The sequence below is a fragment of the Enterococcus sp. JNUCC 77 genome (genome assembly GCF_054819945.1).
This window is the reverse complement of sequence record NZ_JBTHIG010000001.1, coordinates 1,403,538-1,421,787: the sequence shown is the minus strand read 5'-3', so window position 1 is coordinate 1,421,787 and position 18,250 is coordinate 1,403,538. Positions and strand designations below refer to the sequence as shown.

15 protein-coding genes are annotated in these 18,250 nt (G+C 34.8%); 13 read left to right on the top strand and 2 right to left on the bottom strand.

Annotated features, from left to right (window positions below):
• Window positions 1-4: 4 nt before the first annotated feature.
• Window positions 5-1,015 carry a tryptophan--tRNA ligase gene (trpS, locus tag ACVWNY_RS07040; protein ID WP_218325188.1) on the bottom strand — a complete coding sequence of 337 codons (1,011 nt, stop codon included), beginning with the start codon at window positions 1,013-1,015 and terminating at the stop codon, window positions 5-7.
• Window positions 1,016-1,276: 261 nt separating this feature from the next.
• On the opposite strand from trpS, the gene ACVWNY_RS07035 reads away from it, so the two are divergent.
• From ACVWNY_RS07035 to cbpB, 8 genes are all read left to right on the top strand, one after another.
• Window positions 1,277-2,014: an amino acid ABC transporter ATP-binding protein gene (locus ACVWNY_RS07035; protein WP_218325189.1), complete on the top strand. Its 738-nt coding sequence runs from the start codon at window positions 1,277-1,279 to the stop codon at window positions 2,012-2,014.
• Between the two features lie 14 nt (window positions 2,015-2,028).
• Window positions 2,029-2,868, top strand: a complete 840-nt coding sequence (locus ACVWNY_RS07030) for a transporter substrate-binding domain-containing protein (protein WP_218325190.1) — start codon at window positions 2,029-2,031, stop codon at window positions 2,866-2,868.
• The gene (locus ACVWNY_RS07025; protein ID WP_218325191.1) at window positions 2,861-3,505 is read left to right on the top strand and encodes an amino acid ABC transporter permease; all 645 of its coding nucleotides are present in this window, start codon (window positions 2,861-2,863) and stop codon (window positions 3,503-3,505) included. Before ACVWNY_RS07030 ends, ACVWNY_RS07025 begins: the two co-directional genes overlap by 8 nt.
• Before the next feature lie 18 nt (window positions 3,506-3,523).
• Complete coding sequence (locus tag ACVWNY_RS07020; RefSeq protein WP_218325192.1) at window positions 3,524-4,180, top strand: amino acid ABC transporter permease; 657 nt, start codon at window positions 3,524-3,526, stop codon at window positions 4,178-4,180.
• A gap of 110 nt (window positions 4,181-4,290) precedes the next feature.
• A complete protein-coding gene (gene racE / locus ACVWNY_RS07015) occupies window positions 4,291-5,100 on the top strand; it encodes a glutamate racemase (protein ID WP_218325193.1) in 810 nt (269 codons plus the stop codon).
• Window positions 5,101-5,115: 15 nt separating this feature from the next.
• Window positions 5,116-6,456 carry a ribonuclease PH gene (gene rph / locus ACVWNY_RS07010; protein WP_438719982.1) on the top strand — a complete coding sequence of 447 codons (1,341 nt, stop codon included), beginning with the start codon at window positions 5,116-5,118 and terminating at the stop codon, window positions 6,454-6,456.
• Window positions 6,453-6,965 (top strand): metallophosphoesterase, encoded by a 513-nt coding sequence (locus ACVWNY_RS07005; protein ID WP_218325195.1) that lies wholly within the window; start codon window positions 6,453-6,455, stop codon window positions 6,963-6,965. The genes rph and ACVWNY_RS07005 overlap by 4 nt, the downstream gene beginning before the upstream one ends.
• 88 nt (window positions 6,966-7,053) lie before the next feature.
• Window positions 7,054-7,545, top strand: a complete 492-nt coding sequence (gene cbpB, locus ACVWNY_RS07000; RefSeq protein WP_218325196.1) for a cyclic-di-AMP-binding protein CbpB — start codon at window positions 7,054-7,056, stop codon at window positions 7,543-7,545.
• Between the two features lie 45 nt (window positions 7,546-7,590).
• Here cbpB and hutU read toward each other — a convergent pair whose 3' ends face one another.
• Window positions 7,591-9,615, bottom strand: a complete 2,025-nt coding sequence (hutU, locus tag ACVWNY_RS06995) for a urocanate hydratase (protein ID WP_218325197.1) — start codon at window positions 9,613-9,615, stop codon at window positions 7,591-7,593.
• 210 nt (window positions 9,616-9,825) lie between these two features.
• Between hutU and hutI the strand changes: the two genes are divergently transcribed.
• From hutI to ACVWNY_RS06970, 5 genes are all read left to right on the top strand, one after another.
• A complete protein-coding gene (gene hutI / locus ACVWNY_RS06990) occupies window positions 9,826-11,094 on the top strand; it encodes an imidazolonepropionase (protein WP_454071186.1) in 1,269 nt (422 codons plus the stop codon).
• A gap of 163 nt (window positions 11,095-11,257) precedes the next feature.
• The gene (locus tag ACVWNY_RS06985; protein ID WP_218325199.1) at window positions 11,258-14,302 is read left to right on the top strand and encodes an ATP-binding protein; all 3,045 of its coding nucleotides are present in this window, start codon (window positions 11,258-11,260) and stop codon (window positions 14,300-14,302) included.
• 719 nt (window positions 14,303-15,021) lie between these two features.
• On the top strand, window positions 15,022-15,921 hold the full coding sequence (gene ftcD / locus ACVWNY_RS06980) for a glutamate formimidoyltransferase (protein ID WP_218325200.1): 900 nt from the start codon (window positions 15,022-15,024) through the stop codon (window positions 15,919-15,921).
• A 10-nt stretch (window positions 15,922-15,931) separates the two neighbouring features.
• Window positions 15,932-16,558: a cyclodeaminase/cyclohydrolase family protein gene (locus ACVWNY_RS06975; protein WP_218325201.1), complete on the top strand. Its 627-nt coding sequence runs from the start codon at window positions 15,932-15,934 to the stop codon at window positions 16,556-16,558.
• A gap of 15 nt (window positions 16,559-16,573) precedes the next feature.
• Entirely contained in the window at window positions 16,574-18,250 is a 1,677-nt protein-coding gene (locus ACVWNY_RS06970) for a formate--tetrahydrofolate ligase (protein WP_218325202.1), read from the top strand.

The following is an 18,250-nucleotide window of genomic DNA, read 5'->3' as shown; positions in this document are numbered from 1 at the left end:
TTGCTTAACTGAAATAAGCAATTCCCATTGCTTTTTTGACTTCCAATAAAGTATTGGCAGCAACTTTTTGGGCTTCTTGACTGCCTTTTTGTAGAATGTTCATCACTTCAGCAGGATCTTTGGCAAATTCTTCACGACGCGTGCGAATTGGTCCTAATTCTGCTTCTAAAACCTCGATCAAGTAACGTTTGATTTTCACATCGCCAAGACCACCACGACGGTAATGTTCTTTTAATTCTTCGATTTTTTCTTTATCTGTTCCAAAAACATCTAAATAAGTGAAAACCATGTTGCCTTCTACTTGGCCAGGGTCTTCAACATGAATATGGTTAGGGTCAGTATACATACTCATTACTTTTTTTGCGACTGTTTCAGCAGAGTCGGCTAAATAAATGCCATTACCTAAACTTTTACTCATTTTTCCATTGCCATCAATTCCTGGTAAACGTCCCATATTTTTAGCAGGAAAGACACCTTTTGGTTCAACTAAAACTTCACTGTAAGTATGATTAAAGCTGTGAACAATTTCTTGTGTTTGTTCTAGCATTGGTTTTTGATCTTCACCAACGGGCACCAAATTGGCTTTAAAAGCAGTAATATCAGAAGCTTGAGAAATCGGATAAACAAAGAATCCAGTTGGAATACTTTCACCAAATTTCTTTTGTTCAATTTCTGCTTTAACCGTTGGATTTCTGCGTAAACGTCCAACACTCACCAAATTCATGTAGTACATCGTCAATTCTGCCAATTCAGGAATTTGTGACTGGATCAAAAATGTAATTTTTTCAGGATCTAATCCAATGGCTAAGTAATCTAACGCAACTTGTAAGATATTTGAAGAAACTTTTTCAGGGTTTTTCGCATTGTCAGTCAAAGCTTGCATGTCTGCAACCATGATATACAATTTATTATTTGGATCATCTTGCATCATTAAACGATTCTTCAAAGAACCTACATAATGTCCTAAATGTAATTGTCCAGTTGGTCGATCACCAGTTAAAATAATATTTTTCATTTAATCACCTTTCTAATTTGAGCTATCTATCAAATAGTAACCTTTTTTAGTTGATTAGACAACTTTTATTCAACAATTCAAGTTTGATAAAACCATCATCCATGTAATTAAATCTAACATGGAAATAGTAGGAGTTTGACGGAATATTGAAAAATTTTGGATTTATTTCTTTACAAACTAAAATTTTGTGGAATATAATGAGAACTAGCCTATTTTAAATTAGAGAAAATTAATATAAAAGAGATTGGGAGTTGTGATGACATGTCAATGGTGGAATTTAAGCATGTAGATAAATATTTTGGGAAATTTCATGCCCTGAAAGATATCAACTTAACTTTTGAAAAAGGAGAAGTGGTGGTTGTAATCGGTCCTTCTGGTTCAGGTAAAAGTACGATGCTACGCTGTATCAATGCATTGGAAAGAATTTCTTCTGGTGAATTATTTATTGAAGACAGAGATTTATACAGTAAGGAAGTCAAATTAAAAGATATCCGGACAAAAGTAGGAATGGTTTTTCAACATTTTAACTTATATCCTAACAAAACAGCGTTGGAGAATATTACTTTGGCGCCAATTAAAGTCCTAAAGCAATCAAAAGAAGAAGCGACTAAAGCAGCCGAAAAAATGCTGGATCGCGTAGATATGTTAGATAAAAAGGATTCTTATCCATCAATGTTATCTGGTGGACAGCAACAACGGGTAGCAATTGCACGCGGTTTAGCGATGAACCCAGATCTACTTTTATTTGATGAACCAACTTCAGCACTGGATCCAGAAATGATTGGCGATGTGTTGAATGTTATGAAAAAAATCGCTCGTGATGGCATGTCTATGATTGTGGTAACTCATGAGATGGGCTTTGCCAAAGAAGTAGCCGATCGGATTGTTTTTATGGCAGATGGAGAAGTTTTAGAAGATACCAAAGATGTGGAAGGTTTCTTTGAAATGCCAAAAGATGAACGAGCACAACAATTTGTTAGAAAAGTAATCAATCATTAAGAGGAGGGTGACTTATGTCAAAATTTAAGAAATTTGCCTCTTTGATTGCTATTGGATTAGCGGTTGTTTTATTCTTATCCGGTTGTCGTGGACAAAGTGTTGCCGATGAAAACATCGCCACTCGGATTGATGAAACGCCAACAATTAATTGGGGCGTCAAATATGATACACGTTTGTTTGGGTTAATGAATATTAAAGACCGGACCGTTCAAGGATTTGATATCGATATTGCAAAACAAATTACTAAGGAAATTTTAGGTGATGAAGGTAAGGCTGAATTCGTCGAAGTGACTTCTAAAACTCGGATTCCTTTATTAAAAAATGGGAACATTGATGCAATCATTGCGACGATGACCATTTCTAAAGAAAGATTGGAACAAGTTAACTTTTCTGATATTTATTTCTCAGCTGGTCAATCATTATTAGTTGAAAAAGGAAGTCATATCACGGGAGTCGACAGTTTAACAGCAGATGATACTGTGTTAGTGGTAAAAGGCTCAACTTCAGCAGTAAATATTCGCGAAGCCGCACCAGAAGCAAATATTATTGAGTTAGAAAACTATTCAGAAGCTTTTACTGCTTTACAAGCTGGACAAGGTCAAGCAATGAGTACTGATAATGCAATTTTGTTAGGAATGGCTTCAGAAAATGATAAGTATGAATTAGTCGGTGGAACTTTTACCAATGAACCTTATGGTATTGCCATTAATAAAGGTCAAGATGATTTCTTAAATGAAGTCAACAAAGCATTAGAAACCATGCATGATAATGGCACCTACGACAAAATTTATGACAAATGGTTCCCTAATGATTCAGATGGGAAAGCAGCAAAGGGGGCAAAATTTAATGCTTGATTTATTTAATACTTATTCAGCTGATTTTGTCAGTGGTTTTAAATATACGATCATTGCAAGTGTTGTTGCTTTGATTTTTAGTCTGGTAATTGGTACGTTGATGGCTATTTTTCAATTATCCGGAAATAAGATTGTTAGTTCACTAGCTAAAGCTTATGTTGCTTTCTTTCGGAATATTCCATTGCTAATCATCGTGATGTTTTTCTATACAGTGGCGCCGCTTTATTTCTTTCCCTTTGATGGTTTGCAATCTGGAACAATCGGTTTAACAATTTATACTTCAGCTTTTATTGCTGAAACTGTTCGTTCTGGGATTCAAACAGTTCCTTATGGACAAACAGAAGCTGGTCTATCTTCTGGTTTTTCTTATTGGGAATCAATGCGCTATATTGTTTTACCTCAAGCCTTTAAAATTGTTGTACCACCGTTAGGAAATCAATTTATCAATTTGATTAAAAATTCATCAATTTTAGCAATGGTAGCCGGTTTAGATTTGATGTACCAAGGAGACTTAATTGCCTCAACGACTTTTAATACATTTGGTACGTATATTATTGTTGGTTGTTTTTATTTAGTTCTAACTTTGCCATTGTCTTATTTGATGAATTACTTAGACAAGCATTGGGCCAACGTCTAGAAAAGGAGGAATTGATGAATGAATTTTAGTGGAGCTTTTTCATGGATTAATATCCGATTCCTGCTGGACGGTTTATGGGTAACAGTACAAGTTTCGGTGTTTTCAATTATTTTTAGTATGATTTTAGGTGGTATTTTAGGGACGATTCGTTACAGTGGTATTCCTTATCTTTCAAAGATTGTCGGACTTATCGTAGACATCATTCGTAATTTACCTTTATTATTAATTATTTTCTTTACTTATTTCGCTTTACCGCAAATTGGGATTGCTTTTAATATTTTTTGGGCAGCCGTTGCGGCTCTGACTATTTTTGAATCGGCAATGTTATCAGAAATATTTCGAGCAGGGTTAAACGCTGTACCAGATGGACAAACAGAAGCCGGGATGTCGTCAGGCTTAACTTATTTTCAAACATTAACTATTATAATTTTTCCGCAAGCATTAAAATCAATGTTACCAGCGATTTTAAGTCAATTAATTTCGTTAATTAAAGATACTTCATTGGCTGTCATTATTTCATTACCAGAATTATTGCACAATGCCCGTATTATTTATGGTGAAAATACCAATTATGTGGTGCCAATGTTTCTTGCTATGACGGCTATGTATTTTGTGATTTGCTACTTATTGAGCCTAGCATCTGGTTATTTAGAAAAAAGAAATTACAACTATTAAGTCTATCATTTTTGATAGGCTTTTTTTGTTTTATCGTAGGACTTGAAAAATTCGGTTAAAAAGTGGAAAATAACAATAGTTGAAAATTTTTGAAATTGAGGTTAAATATTTTGTCAAATAAACAGCCAATTGGTTTTATTGATTCGGGTGTCGGCGGATTAACTGTTGTTAAAGAAGCCTTACGTCAATTACCAAATGAAAATATTCTTTATCTCGGAGATACTGCACGTTGTCCCTATGGCCCACGGCCAGCAGAGCAAGTCATCGAATTCACTTGGCAAATGACCCGTTTTTTAATTGATCAAGGCATTAAATTATTAGTCATTGCATGCAATACTGCAACAGCAGTCGCTTTAGAAGAAATAAAAGCTCAAGTAGATATTCCAGTAATTGGCGTGATTCAGCCAGGTGCACGAGCAGCCTTAAAAGCAAGTCAAACTGGAAAAGTTGGTGTGATTGGTACTTTAGGTACGGTGAAAAGTATGTCTTATGAAAAAGAATTAAAAGAAAAATCACCAACTGTTTCAGTTACCAGCCTGGCTTGTCCAAAATTTGTACCGATTGTTGAAAGTAATCAATTTTTAAGCCCAGTTGCAAAAAAAGTAGTGGCAGAAACACTTGTGCCGCTTCATAATAAGTATTTAGATACGTTGATTTTAGGGTGTACCCATTATCCATTGCTACGACCAATTATTCAAAATGTGATGGGTAAAAAGGTAACAATGATTGATTCAGGCGCTGAAACTGTCAACGATTTGAGTACGTTACTCGATTATTTTGATTTAAATAACTATGATTTGAACGATAATAAAATTTGTAAGTTTTATACAACAGGATCACCTAAAATGTTTCAAGAGATTGCAGATGAATGGTTGGATATACGTGATTTGATTGTTGAACATATTAGTTTAGATGATTAATGAGGAGGAAAATTAATGCGTCATGATGGTCGAAAGCAAGATCAATTAAGAAATATAAAAATTGAAACCAATGTATTTAAACACCCAGAAGGTTCGGTAGTAATTTCATTTGGTGATACAAAAGTCATTTGTTCGGCAACAGTAGAGGATAGTGTGCCACCTTTTTTAAGAGGGTCAGAGACTGGCTGGGTTACTGCAGAATACAGTATGCTACCACGGGCAACCAATACTAGAAACCGTAGGGAAAGTGCAAAAGGCAAATTGTCTGGTAGAACCATGGAGATTCAACGTTTGATTGGCCGTGCTTTGAGAGCTGTAATAGATTTGGAAAAACTAGGAGAGCGGAGCATTATCATTGACTGTGATGTTATTCAGGCAGATGGTGGGACTAGAACGGCTAGTATTACTGGTGGATTTGTTGCATTAAGATTAGCAATCAATAAATTATTGACTACCGGTGAATTAAAAGAAGACCCTATTATGGAACATTTAGCAGCAATTAGTGTTGGCATTTTACCAGATGGGTCAGTAGTTAGCGATTTAGATTATGTTGAAGATTCTTCCGCAGCAGTTGATATGAATATAGTGATGACTGAAAAAGGTCAATTTGTTGAAATTCAAGGAACCGGCGAAGAAGCAACATTTAATGGTGAAGAATTAAACGCAATGTTATTTCATGGAAAAAATGCGATTGAAGAATTAATTATTTTACAAAAAGAAGCTTTGTACTCTGAGTTTATCCTAAACGAAGACAAAACGATTGTCATTGCAACTGGGAATCCGGGAAAAGTAAAAGAATTTGAAGCTTTATTTGCTAAAGAAGGTTATCAAATAAAAACGTTGAAAGATTATCCAGATTTACCGGATGTCGCAGAAACTGGTCATACTTTTGAAGAAAATGCTCGTTTAAAAGCTGAAACAATCGCTCAAATTTTACAACAACCTGTTTTAGCTGATGATTCTGGTCTAATTGTAGATGCTTTAAATGGTATGCCAGGAGTTTATTCTGCACGTTTTGCGGGAGAAGAAAAGAATGATGCAGCTAACAATGCAAAATTATTACATGAATTAACCGAAATTCCTGATGATCAAAGAACTGCACGCTTTCATTGTACGTTGGTATTTGCTGCACCAAAAAAAGAAAGTTTAGTGGTTTCAGCGGATTGGAAAGGTTTAATCGGTCGCATCCCAAGAGGAGATAACGGGTTTGGGTATGACCCATTGTTTATAGTTCCAGAATTAAACAAGACTGCGGCTGAATTGAGTCAAGAAGAAAAAAATAAATTAAGCCATCGCGCCCAAGCAGTCACAAAGCTTGAAAAAGTCTGGTTGGATTGGTTGGAGGAAAATAAATGAAATATTTAGTAGTTAGTGATAATCACGGTGATCGAGATATTTTAGTTCAATTAGTTGATCGATACAAAGGAAAAGTGGACCACATGTTTCATTGTGGTGATTCAGAGCTTCCTTCAAGTGATGAACTATGGAAAAATTTCACCGTCGTAACTGGAAATTGTGACTTTGACCCTGGTTTTAAAACAGAACAAATTGTAAAAATCGGCTCTGATACGATTTTTATGACTCATGGACATCAATCAAATGTCCGTTTTGGGTTAACGACCTTAGCATTACAGGCAGCTGAAAAACAAGCTGATATTGCTTTGTTTGGACATATTCATCAAGCAGTTGCTGAAATGGATAAAGGGATTCTATTTGTAAATCCTGGTAGTATTTCCCAACCAAGAGGACCGATTCAAATTCCAAGTTATGCGATTATTACAAGTGAATCGACTTATTACGAAGTTGATTATTTTAATCGAGCACACAAGCCAGTAGAGGAATTATCTGTTCATTTGTCCAAATAATTTCTAATTTTTAGTTAATCAAACTTAAAAATTCACTTTTCTTCTAAAAAATTAGGTAAAATAGTGATGTAGAAATGGAGGCAGCCTCATGATTAGTCCTGAAATTGAACAATTAATGATGAACAAAAAGAAAACAATGGTGATTCCGGCTGATAATGTCGCAAATGTCATGAAGGAAAACCCTTTAGAACATGCTCTTCTGGTACTATCACAAGTTGGTTATTCGTCCATTCCAGTCCTAGATAAAGATGATCGTTTTGTTGGTTTATTAACACTGACTGATGTCGTAAGTAAAATGATGGAATTAGATGAAATTGACAGCGATAATTTAAGTCAATTTACAGTAGCTGATGTGATGCAAACAGATATTGGCACGATCACTGAAAAGTCTGATTTGGAAGATATCTTACATCTTTTAGTAGATGCAAATTATTTACCAGTATTAGATGAAAAAGGATTGTTCAAGGGAATTATTACTAGAAGAGAAATTTTAAAAGCCGTGAATCACACGTTCCATGAATTTAACAAAGAAACTAAAATTGAACCTAAAATTTTACTGCAAGTAAGTGCGGATCAATAGAAAAAAGCTTTTTACCATGAAAATTCGGTAAAAAGCTTTTTTATCTTATTTAAAAAGACTAGCCACAGCCCCAGCAATTTTGTTTTCTTCAGGAATATATGGGATTGTAATGTGATCCGTTCCTTGATTATTTTTATTATATTCTATAGAAGTTTCAATAGCATGTTCATTGCGAGCCCAGCTACGCCGAGCTACTCCGCCCATCGTATCCCAAGCGATGGCTGATTTGATGATTTCGTCAACTTCTTCAGAGCCATCTAATACAAGTCCAAAGCCACCATTGATCGATTTTCCGATTCCAACACCACCACCATTATGCAAAGCAACTAATGTCATTCCACGCGCAGCATTTCCAGCATAACATTGCGTGGCCATGTCGGCGCAAACATTACTGCCATCTTTAATATTAGAAGTTTCTCTAAATGGTGAATCTGTACCAGACACATCGTGATGATCTCGTCCTAACATAACTGGTCCAATTTTTCCTTCTCGCACCATCTCGTTAAATTTCAAGGCAATATTTATGCGACCCATGCAATCTTGATATAAAATTCGTGCTTCTGTACCAACAACTAATTGATTTTCTTCAGCATCGCGAATCCAATTATAATTATCTCGATCTTGATAACGCCGATTTGGATCAATTACCTCCATTGCAGCTTGGTCAGTCGCCACTAAATCTTTATGATCATGGCTTAGACAGACCCAACGGAATGGACCATAACCATAATCAAACAGCATCGGTCCCATGATATCTTCAACATATGAAGGCCAGATAAAACCATCTTTATCATCGATACCATTCTTTGAAATTTCTTTTACACCTGAATCGTAAATGGCTTTCATAAATGAATTCCCATAGTCAAAGAAGTAAGTACCTTTTGCAACTAATGATTTAATGACTTCATAATGACGAGCTAAAGTTTGGTCAACTAATTGATGAAATTTTTCTTTGTCAGTTGCTAATAATTCTGTTCTCTCATCAAAGGTAATACCAGCAGGACAATAGCCGCCTTCATAAACATTGTGACAAGAAGTCTGGTCAGATAATAGATCGACATGAATATTATTTTGATCAATATACTCTAACAAATCAACAATATTTCCATGATAGGCAATTGAGGTTCGTTCTTTTTTAGTAATATATTCTTTAGCAATTCGCATAGCCTCTGCGGGTGTTTCAGCAAGATTGCTAATCCAACCTTGATTTAAACGAGTTTCAATTCTAGATTTATCTACTTCAGCGATGATTGCAACTGCGTTGGCAATTTCTCCGGCTTTTCCTTGTGCGCCGCTCATACCACCAAGTCCAGATGAGATAAATAATTTTCCTCTCAAGTCTCCATCATCAGGAATACCTAATTTTAGACGTCCCGCATTTAATAAAGTATTGAAAGTACCATGAACAATACCTTGCGGTCCGATATACATCCATCCTCCAGCAGTCATTTGCCCATAATTAGTGACACCCATTTCTTCAGCGATTTCCCAATCATCAATATTGTCATATTCGCCAACTAATAAACCGTTGGTGATAATGACTCGGGGTGCATCTTTTTTTGATTTAAATAAACCTAATGGATGACCAGATTCTAATACTAAAGTTTGTTCATCTGTCATGACTTCTAAATATTTTTTAATTAAGTGGTATTGCATCCAGTTAGAACAAACCTGTCCAGTTTCTCCATAAGTGACTAATTCATAGGGGTAGAGAGCCACATCAAAATCTAAATTATTATCTATCATAACTTGCATCGCTTTAGCAGCGGTACATTTTCCTTTATACTCTTGAATTGGTTTTCCATGAACTCTTTCTTTTGGGTACCAACGATAGCCGTAAATACGACCACGTTTTTTTAATTCTTCTAAAAATTCGGGAATCACTTCATCGTGATATTTAGGATGTACGTAACGTAGGGCATTTTTTAACGCCAAGGCCGTTTGTTCTTTTGATAAGCGGAAGCCCCGATCAGGAGCTCGGCGAATACCTTCATGAAAGATGGTTTTTTCTGGTAATATATCATCTAGTTTGATGGTCATCGCGGCTTCGATATCTTTATAATCGACCATTTATTTTTCCTCCTTAAGTGTCAAAATGATTGATTTTTAGAAAAACTGTTAATTGATGGCTGTACTTTAAGTATAAAAAAAACAGTCAATAAAGAGTCAATCAAAAAGAATTTTTTAATTTTTGAAATCAAGAGAAGCGCTTACAAAAATTTGACATTAATTTGACTGTGATTGATGATAATGGAAAAGAAAAAAAGAGGAGAGAAAAACATGCAGGCAGATAAATTATTAGTGAATTTTAGCCAAATATTTTGTCCTAATGACCTGGGGCATCCTTTACGTGGTGCTGAAATGGATGAGGCACAAATAATTGAACACGGTTATATCGCGATTAAAGAAGATAAAATTCTGGAAGTGGCAGCTGGTGAACCTTCTGCTTCATTGATTGGTAAAGCAACTGAAATAGTAGATTATAGTGGAAAATTAGCAACACCTGGTTTAATTGATTGCCATACTCATTTGGTCTATGGTGGTAGTCGAGAAAATGAATTTTCACAAAAATTAAATGGTGTACCATATTTAGATATTTTAGCAGCTGGTGGTGGTATTTTAAGCACGGTGCGCTCCACTAGAAGTGCAACTTTTGAAGAATTGTATCAAAAATCAGAACATCTATTAAATGAGATGATAGTTCATGGAGTAACGACGGTTGAGGTTAAAAGTGGTTATGGCTTAAATTGGGAAACAGAAGAACGTCAATTAAAAGTTGCCCGTCAATTAAATGAAGATCATGATATTGAGCTAGTCTCAACTTTTATGGGCGCTCATGCCATTCCGGAAGAATATAAAGATCGTTCAGATGATTTTATTGAATTGGTAATTGATGAAATGTTGTCAAAAGTCAAAGCTGAGAACTTAGCTGAATTCTGTGATATTTTTTGTGAACGTAATGTTTTTACTGCTGAACAATCCTATCGTTTATTATCAGCAGCTAAAGAACTGGGCTTTAAATTACGGATTCATGCAGATGAAATTGCTTCAATCGGGGGTTCTAAGGTCGCAGCTGACTTGCATGCAGTCAGTGCAGAACATTTAATGGTTATTAAAGATGAAGATATTGATCTTCTCAGCGAGGCAAATGTAATTGGGAACTTGCTACCAGGAACAACCTTTAGTTTAATGGAAGATACTTTTGCTCCTGCTAAAAAAATGATTGAAAAAGGAATGGCAATTACTTTAACGACTGACAGTAATCCTGGAAGCTGTCCGACGGCCAATTTACAGTTTATTATGCAATTGGGCTGTTTCCAAATGAAATTAACGCCGATCCAAGTGTTTAATGCTGTAACCATTAATGCTGCTTATTCAGTAGCTCGCAATGAAAAGGTTGGTAGTTTGGATGTTGGCAAACAGGCGGATATTGCTATTTTTGATGCAGCAAATATTGATTTTCCGATGTATTTTTTTGCAACTAACTTGGTTAGCCAAGTTTATAAAGCGGGCAAATTAGTTGTTAATGAACGTCAAAGGTTAGAATAAAAATTTTATTATAAATAATCTATAGGATTTGGGGAGCAGATACTCTTCAAATCCTTTTTTCTATGATAAAAAATTTTGTTGTTATGATTGTAACTATTAGAGATTATAATTGGCTATTATTTTTTAAATAATTATCGTAAAATGAATGAAAGAAGGTGAATGTATGCGAAAGGTACTACGTTGCCAATTGTTTGGTAACCCTCAAATTTTTTTAGATGATCAACCAGTGTTTTTTGCTTTTTCTAAAATCAATGCGTTAATTTATTACTTGACAGTAAATATTTCGGCCAGTCGAGATGAAATAGCCGGGATGTTGTGGCCTAATAAAACAGAACAAAATGCTCGTAAAAATCTGCGCAATACTATTTACCAAGCCAATAAAGAATTAGGAGCAGAGTTCATTGTTTCTCCCAATAAATCAATTTTACAATTAGATGGAGCGTTAGTTGCTCCCAGTGACGCACGTTTGTTCACGGAAGATCCTATCCACTATCTAGATGAATATCGAGATGAATTTCTAAAAGGATTTTTTTTGAAGGATTCTGAAAGTTTTGATCTGTGGGTCATTAAAATGCGCAATTTTTTTGAACAGAAATTTATTCAAAGCTGTTATAAAAAAGTAGCTGAAGATATTGAAAATAATCATTTGGAAGATGTCGAAAAGAATATTCATCGATTGATTGATATTGATGAATATGATGAACGCAACTATCAGATGTTGATGCGTTTTTATCAAAATAGTCATCGTAATGGTAAAGTTATTGAAACCTATTACAGTTTAGCGGGCACACTAAATGAAGAATTAGGTATTCAGCCAAGTGATGAAACACGAAAAATTTACGAAGATACTTTAACAATCGTTAAACGTAACAAAGAACAAAAAGATGCGACCAAGTATCGTTTCTTTGGACGGACTGCTGAACTTGAAGTATTAGAAGCAAACTTGGATTGTTTTGATCGTAACCAACCGTTTCAATCAGTCTTGATCCAAGGAGATGATGGAGTTGGCAAAACCGCTCTTAGTCAGTTAGTTTTGAATAATGCCTCTGAAATATTATTAGTTAAAGCTAGCTGTTTTCAGGCAGAGCAAACTTTTACTTTAAGAATGTGGCGAGAAATAATGACTCAGTTGGAGCCAATTGTTTTAACGGAATCAATCATGACAGAAACTTTATGGCGACAAATGTGTCAGCGTTTTTTTCCTAGTTTTTTAGATATTGCCAGCACTCAATTTGAAGAAAAAATAAGAGATACTGATATCAATCATCTCTCGCAATTTTTGCTGACCATAATGGATAAACTAGCTGCCAAGTATCACATAATTGTATATATTGAGAATCTACAGTGGATTGATCAGCCTAGTTTGAAGTTATTGACAAGTCTTTTACTGCATAATCAAAACTGCTTATTTCTAATGACCTTAAGAACTGATCATCATCGTGAAGTGACTGATTTTATTAATGCAGTCAGTCACTACGATAAATTATTACAAATTACTTTAAAGCCTTTTCCAAAAGAAGCGATTAAAGCTTTTGTTAAAAAGCAAATACCGGAACAACAATTTGATTATGAGATTTGTGACAAACTATATGAAGAATCAGAAGGAAATCCAATGTTTTTAATGGAGTATGTCAAACAATTGCGGCAGGGCGGATCGATTAATTACATGACGGCAAAAATTAAAAAGGAATTGGAATTTTCACTTGTTCAGCTATCTTCAATGGAACGATCAGTATTAGAAGTGGTAGCTTATTTCAAAAATCCCCCTTATATAAGCATGATTGCTTTAATTTTAGAGGTTTCAGAACAGGAAATTGCGAAAGCAGTCGCAAATCTTAGCGAGCGGAATCTTTTAATTGAGCAGGCAATAAATAGTAAAATTCATGTATTTTTCAAGAAAAAAAAATTAAGAGAACATATTTATTCTTGTCAATCAGCCAGTAAAATCCGGTTAATTCATGAAAAAATTGCCCGTTTGCTAGAAGAACAATATAAAGCATCTAATGACAAAGGACTACTCTCGTTGGTGGCTTATCATTATAAAAATGCTGACCAAGAGTTAAAATCTTTAGATTATGAACTTTCTAATTTAGAACTTTCGTTAAAATTTCAACATGAACTTTTTCCAATTTATAACGAACAAAGTAAAGTGGCTTTAGAATTACATCCGCTGGAATTTCAAAAAGAGTTTGAAAAGTTTGAAGAGATTGGTCACCAGTTAAAATCTAATGAAGAACTTTATGGAGATATGAATGACTATCAACAGCTTTTAATGAAGTATTTATATCTGGAAGGTCGTTATTTAATTAATCGTGGTGATTATCATAGCGGGATTGAAGATATCCAAAGGGTGATTGTTCAAGCGAAGGAATACCACCATGACGATATTTTAGCCAAAGCCTATCGACAAATGATTTATTTTTTTATTCAAACAGACAATGCAATCGAGATGGCTCTTTATATTGATATGGCGATGACCATTGCAATTAAATCTAATGATCATGAGTCAATCGGTATTTTACTTAGATTAAAAGGTTTGTATCATTTAATGATTGGCGAATTATCAGAAGCAGAGCGCTTATGTCAGGAATCGATTACGATTTTTACAATTTCAAATGAAGTTAGAGAAAAATATGCCAGCAACATTGCTGCTTCCTATGATTATTTAGCAGAAATTGAACGGCTTCGAAAAAATTACAATCAAGCTGTTTTTTATATGAAAAAAGCTATAGCTCTATGCGAAGAAACCAGTTTAATAACCAGTCTAGTGATTTTTTATGTAGATATGGGTATTTCGTATTTTGCTGCGGGGAATTACCAACAAGCAAGACATTATCTTCAACGTTCAAATGAAATGTACACCAATATTATTTCACCTTGGAAACGGACACAATTAAGTGTGTATTTAGCTTTAATTGATTTACTGGAAGGAAATTATCAAGCAGTGTATGAGTCCTTACTACGTTTTAGTGAAGTTCAAGGTCAAATGACTAATCCACGTGATTCTGGTATCGTTTATTTTTTTAAGGCAATTGTTAAGCATCTTCTAACTATTAAAGCACTGGATACACCGAAGATAGAAAAACTATTAAATTACAGCTCAAATCATTATTATAAGAAAGCTGTAGAAAACCTTAGTGCTTATCGTGATCAATTTGAATTAAATTATTTGAAGGATACTTTTGAAGAAGTAAAAACAACTGAATAGTTTTATAAAGATCGTCTGAAAAAAATTTAAAGAGATCTCGATAGTCTAATATTTGAGATTCTTTTTTTTAACGGTCTTTTTTTTCGAGTTTTTTTGTACAGCAAAGATTTCGATTTTAAATGAGAAAAATTTTATTTTTTTATTTTTTTCTCATAAAAGTATCAATAAAACGTCAAAAAATCATTTAAGCAAAAAATCATTTAAATCATTAAAAAGAAATATCGATGACTGTTTTTTACATTTTCAATTTTTACTTTTAAAAAGCAATTAAATGATAAAGCGAACCTCTATAAAATATATACATAATATCCTACTGTTATGAAAAGATACTGATAATTTAACGAATTCTTTGAAGTTAAATTTCAGCTTCTTTTTCGACATTCAGATTAAGAATGTCGAAAAAGTGTCAAATTTTTGTCTATAGAAAAATACGATTAAAAAATTAAAATTATACTTAACAAAAATCTTTAAATAAAATTCTGAGGAAGGGCTTAATCTCAGCATTTATATGAGATTGACCGACCTTTTAAATAATGATAAGGTTGTTCCATGAATGGAAGCGCTAACAACGATTTAATTTGTTTATTGCGCAAAATAAGATTTTTAAGATGTAGAACTGTTAAGAAAAAGCTGTGAACTATTTAGTTTATAAGGGAGTGATGCCCCTTATAAAATCGAAAAATGTTATGCAATTATTAAAAAGAGAGGATGTTTTTAAAATGGCAAAATTAATTGAATGTATTCCTAATTTTAGTGAGGGAAGTGACGAAAAAGTCATTAACGGATTAGTGAAAGTTGCCAAAAGTGTTGGAGGAGTGACCTTGTTAGATTATTCTTCGGATGCTAGTCACAATCGTAGCGTCTTCACTTTAGTCGGGGATGAAGCTGGTATCCAGGAAGTTGCTTTCCAACTTGTAAAATATGCTAGCGAAAATATTGATATGACGAAACAGCATGGAGAACATCCCCGAATGGGTGCGACTGATGTGGTACCTTTTGTACCGATTAAAGATGTAACAACCGAAGAATGTGTGGAAATCTCTAAAAAAGTTGCGAAGCGTATCAATGATGAATTGAACATTCCAATTTTCTTATATGAAGAATCGGCTAGTACACCTGCTCGTAAAAATTTAGCAAAAGTACGTAAAGGTCAGTTTGAAGGGATGCCAGAAAAATTACTAGAGGAAGACTGGGCACCCGATTTTGGAGAAAGAAAAATCCACCCAACGGCTGGTGTAACTGCTGTAGGTGCACGGATGCCGTTGGTTGCTTTTAATGTCAACTTAGATACCGATAATATTGATATTGCGAATAAAATTGCAAAAATTGTCCGTGGATCTGGTGGCGGCTTTAAGTATTGTAAAGGAATCGGCGTAATGCTGGAAGAACGTAATATTGCTCAAGTATCGATGAACATGGTGAATTACGAGGGTACACCTTTATATCGTGCCTTTGAAACGATTCGATTTGAAGCCAAAAGATATGGCGTGAACATTATCGGCAGTGAAGTAATTGGCTTAACACCAGCCAAAGCATTAATTGATTGCGCTGAGTATTATTTGCAAATTGAAGAATTTGATTACAACAAACAAGTTTTAGAAAATCATTTATTAAATTAGGAGGATAACTATGCAACTAATAGATTTGAAAGTTAATGAATTTATGACTGTATTGGGTTCAGATGAACCAGCTCCAGGAGGCGGTTCGGCGTCAGCTTTAGCTGGAGCAATGGGAATCTCCTTAACAAAAATGGTGACTGAATTAACAATCGGCAAAAAGAAATATGCTGAATTTGAAGAAATAGTAAAACAAAGACAGGCTGAAGCTGCTAGACTTCAAGACGCTTTTATAATAGCGATTGATGAAGATACAGAAGCCTTTAATAAAGTATCAGCAGTATTTACAATGCCAAAGGATACCGAAGAAGAGAAGGCAGCTCGTAAAGAAGCGATGCAGAATGCTTTAGAGGGAGCAACCAAAACACCTTTTAAAATGATGGAAATTGCTACAGAGGCTTTGAAAGTTACTGAAGCTTTAATTGGAAAATCAAACACTAATGCTGCTAGTGATCTTGGGGTTGCGGCACTTAATTTAAAATCTGCTTTACAAGGCGCTTGGCTAAATGTCCTAATCAATCTTTCAGGGGTTAAGAACGAAGATTTTGTAAAACATTATCGTAAAAATGGCTTGGAATTATTAACAGAAGGAAGTAAGTTAGCCGATCATATTTACACAGAAATCGAAAAAATTGTGTAAGAAGGGTTGAGTAAAATGACGATTTTATCAGATATCGAAATTGCAAATCAAGTAGAGATGCTACCGATTAAAGAAGTAGCAAATAAATTAGGTATTCCTGAGGACAGTCTTTCATTATATGGAAATTACAAAGCTAAAATAAATGTTAGTAAACTAAATGATTTAGAAGATACCAATAGAGGCAAATTAATTTTAGTTACGGCGATTACGCCAACGCCTGCTGGTGAAGGAAAAACGACAACTTCAGTTGGTTTAGTAGATGCACTTTCAAAAATAGACAAAAAAGCGGCTATTGCTTTACGAGAACCTTCTTTAGGACCCGTTTTCGGTGTTAAAGGAGGCGCCGCTGGCGGTGGCTATGCCCAGGTTGTCCCAATGGAAGATATCAACTTACATTTTACCGGCGATTTCCATGCGATCGGTGCAGCAAATAATTTGTTAGCTGCCATGTTAGACAATCATATTCATCAAGGAAATGCTTTGGGGATTGATAGTCGTCGAATTACCTGGAAACGTGTGGTGGACATGAACGATCGTCAATTACGACATGTTGTCGATGGTCTGCAGGGACGTGTTAATGGAGTACCAAGAGAAGACGGCTTTGACATCACAGTGGCTTCAGAAATTATGGCAGTTTTATGTTTGGCTAATAATATTACTGATTTGAAAGAAAAACTAAGTCAAATTATTATTGGCTACTCTTTTGAAGGTAAGCCTGTGACTGCCAAAGATTTAAAAGCTGAAGGGGTAATGACCGCTTTATTAAAAGAAGCTATTCAACCAAATATTGTCCAAACTTTAGAGCATTCACCTGCTTTTATTCATGGTGGGCCATTTGCCAATATTGCTCACGGCTGTAATAGTGTTTTAGCAACAAAATTAGCTTTAAAATATGCTGATTACGCAGTTACTGAAGCTGGTTTTGGGGCTGATTTAGGTGCTGAAAAATTTGTTGATATTAAATGTCGTTTAGCTAATTTGAGTCCTGATGCGGTAGTTTTGGTAGCGACCATTCGTGCTTTGAAAATGCATGGTGGAATGAAAAAAGCAGATTTAGCGAATGAAAGTGTTGATGCGGTTATTAAAGGATTACCAAATTTAGAAAAACATCTTAGTAATATTCAAGAAGTTTATGGAATGCCCGTTGTTGTTGCTATCAATAAATTTCCAACTGATACTGAAGCAGAATTAGAAGCTGTGAAAAAAGCTTGTCAGCAAAGAAATGTTGATGTCGCTCTTTCAGATGTATGGGCAAATGGTGGTGCAGGCGGTGTTGATCTTGCGAATAAAGTCATTGAATTAACTGAAAGACAAAGTAATTTCAGTTTTGTTTATGAAGGAACTGATTCAATTGAAGAAAAATTAACTAAAATTGTTCAAAAAGTTTACGGTGGTAAAGGTGTCGAACTAGCGCCAGTAGCTCGAAAAGAATTAGCAGAATTAGAGAAATTAGGTTTTGGGGAATATCCAATTTGCATGGCTAAGACACAATACTCATTCTCTGATGATGCGACTTTATTAGGTGCACCCACTGACTTTACTGTCAAAATTCGAAACTTGAGAGTTTCGGCGGGAGCTGGTTTTATTGTGGCTTTAACTGGGGCTGTTATGACAATGCCAGGATTACCGAAATCACCTGCAGCAGAAAGAATTGATGTTGATAGTGAAGGTAATATCTCTGGGTTATTCTAA

Bases quoted from the DNA above. Each gene is read 5' to 3' on its own strand.
- trpS (WP_218325188.1), bottom strand. From the start codon at position 1,015: ATGAAAAATATTATTTTAACTGGTGATCGACCAACTGGACAATTACAT.
- ACVWNY_RS07035 (WP_218325189.1), top strand. From the start codon at position 1,277: ATGTCAATGGTGGAATTTAAGCATGTAGATAAATATTTTGGGAAATTT.
- ACVWNY_RS07030 (WP_218325190.1), top strand. From the start codon at position 2,029: ATGTCAAAATTTAAGAAATTTGCCTCTTTGATTGCTATTGGATTAGCG.
- ACVWNY_RS07025 (WP_218325191.1), top strand. From the start codon at position 2,861: ATGCTTGATTTATTTAATACTTATTCAGCTGATTTTGTCAGTGGTTTT.
- ACVWNY_RS07020 (WP_218325192.1), top strand. From the start codon at position 3,524: ATGAATTTTAGTGGAGCTTTTTCATGGATTAATATCCGATTCCTGCTG.
- rph (WP_438719982.1), top strand. From the start codon at position 5,116: ATGCGTCATGATGGTCGAAAGCAAGATCAATTAAGAAATATAAAAATT.
- ACVWNY_RS07005 (WP_218325195.1), top strand. From the start codon at position 6,453: ATGAAATATTTAGTAGTTAGTGATAATCACGGTGATCGAGATATTTTA.
- cbpB (WP_218325196.1), top strand. From the start codon at position 7,054: ATGATTAGTCCTGAAATTGAACAATTAATGATGAACAAAAAGAAAACA.
- hutU (WP_218325197.1), bottom strand. From the start codon at position 9,615: ATGGTCGATTATAAAGATATCGAAGCCGCGATGACCATCAAACTAGAT.
- hutI (WP_454071186.1), top strand. From the start codon at position 9,826: ATGCAGGCAGATAAATTATTAGTGAATTTTAGCCAAATATTTTGTCCT.
- ACVWNY_RS06985 (WP_218325199.1), top strand. From the start codon at position 11,258: ATGCGAAAGGTACTACGTTGCCAATTGTTTGGTAACCCTCAAATTTTT.
- ftcD (WP_218325200.1), top strand. From the start codon at position 15,022: ATGGCAAAATTAATTGAATGTATTCCTAATTTTAGTGAGGGAAGTGAC.
- ACVWNY_RS06975 (WP_218325201.1), top strand. From the start codon at position 15,932: ATGCAACTAATAGATTTGAAAGTTAATGAATTTATGACTGTATTGGGT.
- ACVWNY_RS06970 (WP_218325202.1), top strand. From the start codon at position 16,574: ATGACGATTTTATCAGATATCGAAATTGCAAATCAAGTAGAGATGCTA.